Raw genomic sequence first — 6,997 nt, forward strand, 5'->3', positions numbered from 1 at the left:
GATCTGACCAGCAACATCGTTCCAATTGAACAGAACTGGTCAAAGCGGAACCCTTTATTAAGACAGCGTGCGTATTCCTGAAAGACATCACATGTGCCGTTGTTCGGCATCAACGGTGCCGAAAGGGAAACAGTCTCACGATGTCAGATATCCATTTCCATGCCTTGGGATCCGCCCGTGCCCGCTCGGGTGAAGATCCCCTTGTTCCTTTTCTTCTAACTGCCCGCAAGGGTCCGGTTACGGTATCCGCCCGCGACGTCAGACGACTTGATTCACACCGGTTGCAATTGCTGCTGGTCGCTGAGCGTCAATGGCTTTTGGACGGAGCCGAGTTCAAGGTTACGGACATGTCCCCGACCTTCCGAGAAGGACTGCAACGCTTGGGCCTTGGGCCCAATTATTTCGACGAGGAGAATCCGCAATGACAACCAAAGTGTTGGCGATCGACGACTCGCGCACAATCCGAAACCTGCTGCGGGTCTCGTTGGAAAGTGCCGGGTTTGAGTTTCATTCCGCTTGTGATGGCCAAGAAGGTGTCGATGTCTTTCCAGATGTCGATCCGGATGTGGTGATCACAGATATCAACATGCCCAAAATGGACGGGTTTGGCGTTATTGGAAGTTTGCGCAGCGGCCCAAATCGGACAAACGTTCCGATTTTGGTTCTCACCACCGAAAGCTCCGATGACCTGAAAGCCCGCGCAAGGGGCGCTGGCGCGACAGGTTGGATTGTAAAACCGTTTGACGATGCATCATTGGTGTCCGTCTTACGTCGATTGACCGGGCACGTAAGCTGATGTCCATGAACTCAATTCGCGATACATTTTTTGAAGAATGTGAAGAGCTCCTCGAAGCTTTGGTGGAAGGGCTCTCCCATATGGAAGAGGCCAGCGATGACATGGAAGTCATCAATGCTGTTTTCCGCTCTGTACACTCCATCAAAGGCGGCGCAGGTGCCTTCGCCCTTGATCGTTTGGTAAATTTTGCCCACGCCTTTGAAACCGTCATGGACAAAGTACGCGACCGTGAACTCGCGGTAGACGAAAAGCTGATGGCCTTGTTCCACCGATCCGGCGACCAATTGTCTGACTTGGTTGCATCTGCGAGAGACGGAACCGACTTGGATCCAACTGCGGAAGACAGCATTGTTAAGGAACTTGAAAGCTACCTCGGCCCTGAAGCCAAAGCCGAAGAGTTCAGCTTCTCTGCTGTCACGTTGGATTTTGATGGCGGCGCACCGATTGACTTGCCTGATCTAGACCTTGCAGATGAAGCTTCAGACGATCAACAGCCCAAAGAAAATCTATTTGAAGTCCACTTCAGACCAGAACGGGCTTTGTACGAAAACGGTCATGAACCACTTTTGCTGTTTGATGCTTTGGCTGAACTGGGTCCGTTGACGGTTGAAGCAGATCTAGCGCGGCTACCGGACTTTGACTCATTTGATCCCAACGACGCGGTGATCTCTTGGAACATGTCTCTTGTTACACCCGAATCTGAAACAACTTTGCACGAAATCTTCGAGTTCGTCGAAGGTTTGTGCGAGCTAAACATCTCACTGAGCAGTCAGGCCCCCTGCAGCCCAAAGCCTGAAGCGCTTCCAGTAGAAACCGCATCAGAACCGGAGCCTATTGCCGAGGTAGCGTCAGTTGCCGAGCAACAGCCCGAGCCGAAAGAACCGGCCGAAATCAGCATCGCTGCGCCGGACATTGTGCTTGAAAAGCAACCTGAAGCTCAGCCATCCGCCCTTCCGACTGCTGCAGCGCCCAAAGAAACCCGCGGACCGAAACCGACGCTAAGGGTGGATTTAGACAGGGTCGACCGCCTTATTAACACGGTTGGCGAATTGATCATCAATCAAGCGATGATTTCGCAGCGTATCGAGGAATTGGATTTGCCCACAGTGGCGCATCTGACAAATGAACTGGAAGCCTATAAGCTTTTGGCACGCGATATCCAAGAAGGGGTCATGGCCATTCGCGCGCAGCCCGTTAAACCTTTGTTCCAGCGTATGTCCAGAATTGTACGAGAAGCCTCTGATGCCACGCACAAAAAGGCGAAACTGGTAACTGTCGGCGACTCAACAGAAGTAGACAAAACAGTTATCGAACGTTTGGCCGATCCGCTGACACATATGATCCGCAATGCAGTTGACCACGGCCTAGAGACCTCTGCAATCCGGCAATCGGCCGGCAAAGAGCCAGTCGGCACTATTCGATTGTCGGCCGCACACCGGTCAGGAAGTGTTTTCATTGAGATCTCGGATGATGGCGCGGGGCTTGATCGTGAACGCATATTGGCAAAGGCCATTGAAAAGAACTTGATTGCACCAGATGTCGAACTGTCTGAACCCGAGATTGACAACCTCCTGTTTTTGCCTGGTTTTTCAACTGCAGGACAGGTTTCAAACTTGTCCGGTCGCGGTGTTGGAATGGATGTCGTCAAAAACGCTGTTCAAGCGTTGGGTGGCCGTGTGTCGATCGCATCCACGCAAGGCAAAGGAACAACATTTACGATCGTTCTTCCGCTCACATTGGCGGTGATGGATGGCTTTGTGATTTCGGTTGGAAACCAAACGATGGTTATCCCAATTTCGTCCATCCTAGAAACCATTCGTCCAAATTCCAAAGACATTCATGTCATTGGAACAGACAGTCAGTTGGTCAACGTTCGCGGTGCGTATGTTCCAATAGTAGATGTGGCCCATAGCCTTGGTCTAGAAGATGCAAAGGCGCGCGAAACAAACGGCATATTGCTGTTGGTTTCGACCGAAGCTCAGGACCTTACCGCATTGCGTGTCTCAGCGATCCATGATCAGCGCCAGGTTGTAATCAAAAGCCTTGAAAGCAACTACACCGCAATACCAGGTGTGTCGGCGGCTACCATTCTTGGGGATGGTAAGATCGCTCTGATCCTCGATCCAGAAGAGCTTATCAAGCTTGCACACTATAATCCCCTCGACCCATTCGCTCAGAACACAAAGATGGAGCTTCGTCATGCCTGACCCCGCTGAAGCACTTGCCGATACACAGTTTGAGTTCATTACTTTTTCCGCAGGCGGTCAAAGCTATTGCTTGGAAATTACTCAGATCCGAGAAATCCGCCGTTGGACCCCAGTTACCGCCCTTCCACACACACCCGCAGATGTTCTAGGTGTAATGAATCTGCGCGGCGCGGTCATTCCTATTTTCGACCTGTCTGCCCGTTTCGGCCTTGGAGCAACTCCAGGAAACGAACGGAACGTAGTCATCGTGGCTGCCGTCAACGGAACGACAATAGGACTGTTGGTTGAATCCGTTTCGGAAATCCTTTCGGTTGAAAAAAGTGCCATCCAAGAAACACCGGATATAAAATCTGAGGCGACAAAACACAGTATCCGCGGAATGATTTCCGTTGATGATACGATGGTGCGCGTGGTAAATTTGGACGCCGTTCTAGAAAACTCGACCGGAGCTGCACAGTGAGCTATGAGCCACTGTTGGGCGCAAAGCCTCAGGAAATTCCGTTCAGCGACTCCGACTTTCGAGTTTTAGCCAGCTTGGCGAAAACACAGTTTGGCTTAAACCTAGCCGATAGCAAAAAACCATTGGTTTACTCTCGCCTTTCAAAGCGTCTTAAAGCACGAAGTGTTTCTGGTTTTCCAGAATACCTTTCTCTTTTGGAAAACCCCGGGGAAGAAAATGAAAAATTCGAGCTTATTTCTGCCCTAACGACGAATGTCACAAGTTTTTTTAGAGAAAGCCACCACTTCGATACACTGCGAGATGAAATTCTACCAACTGTTATGGAGCAAGCAAACCAAGGTAAAAAGGTTCGATTTTGGTCAGCCGGCTGTTCAGCCGGTCCGGAACCGTATTCTATTGCAATGACATTGTTAGATAAGTTTCCACAGGCGGCACACCTTGACGTCAAAATTTTGGCAACCGACATAGATCCAAAAATCGTTGCGAAAGCACGGATAGGGCAATATTCCATTGAAGATCTGGACGGTATACCGCAATCCTTCCGATCCAAGTGGACTACTAAAACCGACAGCAATTCGCGATTTGAAATATCAAATGAAGTAAGAAACATAATTACCTTTAATGAATTAAACTTGATATCGGACTGGCCAATGAAGGGGATGTTCGATGCGATCTTTTGCCGAAACGTCGCCATCTACTTTGACCAATCCACACAACAACTTTTATGGAAACGATTTTGTCATTTTCTAAGGCCTCACGGGGTATTATTCATTGGTCACTCGGAGCGCGTAACAGGTCCGGCAACAAGCATGCTCGACGGCATCGGAATCACCAGTTACCGCAAGGTCGGCACACCTGCTGTACCAGCGCAGGAATAGGAGAGTATAATGGGTTTGAAAGAATCTCTCAGGGTCATGGTAGTGGATGACATGGCCACAAGCCGTGGTCTAATCACACAGGCTCTGGATGACATTGGAGTGAAAAACTATATCACTGAAAATGACGGGCAAAAGGCACTTGATCGACTTTCGACCAATCCAGTGCATTTGATATTATCCGATTATAATATGCCTGGCTTAGATGGCTTGGGCTTACTCAAGGCCGTTCGAACTAGCCCCCAAACACAAAAAGTAGGCTTTATTCTTGTAACGGGTAGGCCGACACCAGAGATTGTGAACGAGGCAAAGCGGTTGGGCTTAAACAATATGATTAAGAAACCCTTTACATCTGCGTCGATGAAACAATGCATCGAAAGCGTTGTGGGCCGTCTATGAATATGGGGGCAGACTTCCAACTCCCGCTGGAGGTTGCGACAGTTCGTGTCGCAACCGAACTAAACGGTTTGAGAGAACGTTTGGAGAGGGTCGAACATGGTCTGGAAGTTGTGTTTGTCGAATCCGACAATGTTCCAAGCGGGCAAACACTAGGTATGTTGCAAGAATTGGATGTGTTGCAACAATCCGTCGGTGCGCTTGCCGACTATCTTGTGCAAATATCCTCACTCATGAATGGACGCGCAACTGTTTGCGTGGACGAAGCAGTAAAAGTTGTTCCCTTGAGAGAAATGGCATCGCGGCTCAATGGTATCGCGGCAAAGTCAAACACTTCGGGAACTCCTGAACTGTTCTAATTTCTTTCTTAAATCAATCTCAAGCCATCCGGCTCAAGATTTTCATGTTCCAGTCTGAAAAACCGGAGGAAATTTTGACTAGCAACACAATCATAGTTGCCACCACCAATTCAACTCAGCGAAATAGTGTCGCTGCGTTAATTGAAAAATTGCCCGATTTTGAGGTTATCGCGAGAACTGGAGATTTGATGAACACCTACAATCAAGTCGAGGCTCGCATGCCAACTGCAGTACTCATTTCAGATTCTCTAGCTAATCTCGCAGAATTCGAAGTTATGCGCGCATTGTTCTCTTCGCTGGATGTACGTTGGCTGGTATTAACTGCCCCTGGAAAAGCTCACAAGTCGACTTCATTCGACACCTTGGGATCAGATTTATTCTCGGTCCCCGGAGATGCTGACGCCAAAACGATTGAAGGACAATTACGGAGCTTGACGCGATCAAGCCCATATCGAAAACCGGCTGTCAGCCAAGGACGAAAACCGGCCCTAGCTTCAATCACTCCTCACCCAAAATCGACCAATTCTAAATTTTCTTCTTCGATAGTCCGCCCCAATCTAACCCAGCCTGAACCTAGAGATATCACACATATAGCCGATACTGTCATTCTGATTGGCGCAAGCACGGGTGGTGTCGACGCATTGCTCTCTGTCCTGTCCTGCTTCCCTAGGGATTGCCCTCCGACATTGGTGGTACAACACACCGGATCTGGATTTGGCGAAAGTCTATCTAGTTTGCTGAACCGGCAATGCGCGGCGACAGTAGCCCTAGCAAAAGATCCACAACCACTGCGCAGAGGAACTATTTTGATCGGTGCAGGAACACGCACACACTTGGTGTTCAAAAACGGAACGATACCTTCCGCCGAGTGTATTGCCGGCAGCCAAATGTCGGGGCACATGCCCTCGGTTGATATGCTTTTTAAATCTGCTGTTGGTATTGCGCCACGGATCACCGCGGCTATTTTGACAGGAATGGGAAAAGATGGCGCAGAAGGGTTGCTCGAATTGCGTAAAGCGGGGGCCGCCACATATGCCCAGGATGAAGCTAGTTCTGTCATTTTCGGGATGCCGCGAGCCGCAATAGAAATTGGTGCCGCACAGAAGACGCTACCCCTTGGTAAAATCGGTCCTGCCTTACTTAGAGGTCCGAATATTCAAGGGCGACACTCCAGAAGGGTACTTTCATGAACTTTCACCGAGAAAAGCTAGTGAATGTAATTCAGGGAGATTTCGTTATTTCCGAAGATTCGGAGGCAATTTTGACCACCGTTTTAGGTTCATGCATTGCGGTGTGCCTGTATGATAAAACTCGCGGCATTGGAGGTATGAACCATTTCCTCCTCCCCTTTAGGGAAGGAGCCGGAGGAGAAAACGTTCGATACGGTGCCTACGCAATGGAGCTTTTGATCAATGGCATGCTAAAGGAAGGTGCCGATCGTGCTCGGTTGGAAGCCAAGTATTTTGGAGGCGGCAATATGATTGGATCGCTGCAAAACATTGGGTGCTCCAATGCTGAATTTGCACGCCAGTTTCTCTCGGATGAAGGCATCCCATGCCTCGCTGAAAGCACAGGCGGCACACAAGCCCGGCGCATCCGGTTCTGGCCGACAACCGGCAGAGTGAAACAATTGTTGGTTGCAGGAAGCGCAGCCCCGACCGAGCCACCCAAGCCCATTGTCGCTCCGGAACCCATTCTCGACGATATAACACTATTCTAAGCGGGAATGCCTTGCGAGAGCGAGCGTTTTGATCTTTTCCTGAGGACTTCCGCTACTATTGGACCTGTCCCGCTTTTGTGGCGCTCCTAGTGCTCGTTCAGGCCGCTTTCCTTTCGAAAGCGACAGGGCTTTTCCAGCCCGGTGCTGAGTGGCGGCGACGTGGGTTATTGAAGCCGTTGATGTA

Annotated in this window: 9 protein-coding genes; all 9 read left to right on the forward strand. The window is 49.9% G+C overall.

What is annotated here, in order from left to right; all coding sequences use genetic code 11:
• Positions 1-140: 140 nt before the first annotated feature.
• The 9 genes from C8N36_RS15965 to C8N36_RS16005 are packed head-to-tail and all read left to right on the forward strand — an operon-like array spanning position 141 to position 6,813.
• A complete protein-coding gene (locus tag C8N36_RS15965) occupies positions 141-425 on the forward strand; it encodes an STAS domain-containing protein (RefSeq protein ID WP_097805817.1) in 285 nt (94 codons plus the stop codon).
• Positions 422-796 (forward strand): response regulator, encoded by a 375-nt coding sequence (locus C8N36_RS15970; protein WP_097805818.1) that lies wholly within the window; start codon positions 422-424, stop codon positions 794-796. The genes C8N36_RS15965 and C8N36_RS15970 overlap by 4 nt, the downstream gene beginning before the upstream one ends.
• Positions 796-3,003 (forward strand): chemotaxis protein CheA, encoded by a 2,208-nt coding sequence (locus C8N36_RS15975; protein WP_097805819.1) that lies wholly within the window; start codon positions 796-798, stop codon positions 3,001-3,003. Before C8N36_RS15970 ends, C8N36_RS15975 begins: the two co-directional genes overlap by 1 nt.
• Positions 2,996-3,463 (forward strand): chemotaxis protein CheW, encoded by a 468-nt coding sequence (locus C8N36_RS15980; RefSeq protein WP_097805820.1) that lies wholly within the window; start codon positions 2,996-2,998, stop codon positions 3,461-3,463. Before C8N36_RS15975 ends, C8N36_RS15980 begins: the two co-directional genes overlap by 8 nt.
• Entirely contained in the window at positions 3,460-4,341 is an 882-nt protein-coding gene (locus C8N36_RS15985; RefSeq protein ID WP_245910867.1) for a CheR family methyltransferase, read from the forward strand. The genes C8N36_RS15980 and C8N36_RS15985 overlap by 4 nt, the downstream gene beginning before the upstream one ends.
• A 9-nt stretch (positions 4,342-4,350) precedes the next feature.
• Complete coding sequence (locus tag C8N36_RS15990; protein WP_097805821.1) at positions 4,351-4,737, forward strand: response regulator; 387 nt, start codon at positions 4,351-4,353, stop codon at positions 4,735-4,737.
• Positions 4,734-5,093: a hypothetical protein gene (locus tag C8N36_RS15995; RefSeq protein ID WP_141468143.1), complete on the forward strand. Its 360-nt coding sequence runs from the start codon at positions 4,734-4,736 to the stop codon at positions 5,091-5,093. The genes C8N36_RS15990 and C8N36_RS15995 overlap by 4 nt, the downstream gene beginning before the upstream one ends.
• Positions 5,094-5,137: 44 nt before the next feature.
• Positions 5,138-6,283 carry a CheB methylesterase domain-containing protein gene (locus C8N36_RS16000; protein WP_245910868.1) on the forward strand — a complete coding sequence of 382 codons (1,146 nt, stop codon included), beginning with the start codon at positions 5,138-5,140 and terminating at the stop codon, positions 6,281-6,283.
• Positions 6,280-6,813 (forward strand): chemotaxis protein CheD, encoded by a 534-nt coding sequence (locus C8N36_RS16005; RefSeq protein WP_097805823.1) that lies wholly within the window; start codon positions 6,280-6,282, stop codon positions 6,811-6,813. Before C8N36_RS16000 ends, C8N36_RS16005 begins: the two co-directional genes overlap by 4 nt.
• The last annotated feature ends 184 nt before the right edge of the window (positions 6,814-6,997 follow it).

This window comes from Pelagimonas varians, from assembly GCF_003208435.1.
Taxonomy (GTDB): Bacteria; Pseudomonadota; Alphaproteobacteria; order Rhodobacterales; family Rhodobacteraceae; genus Pelagimonas; species Pelagimonas varians.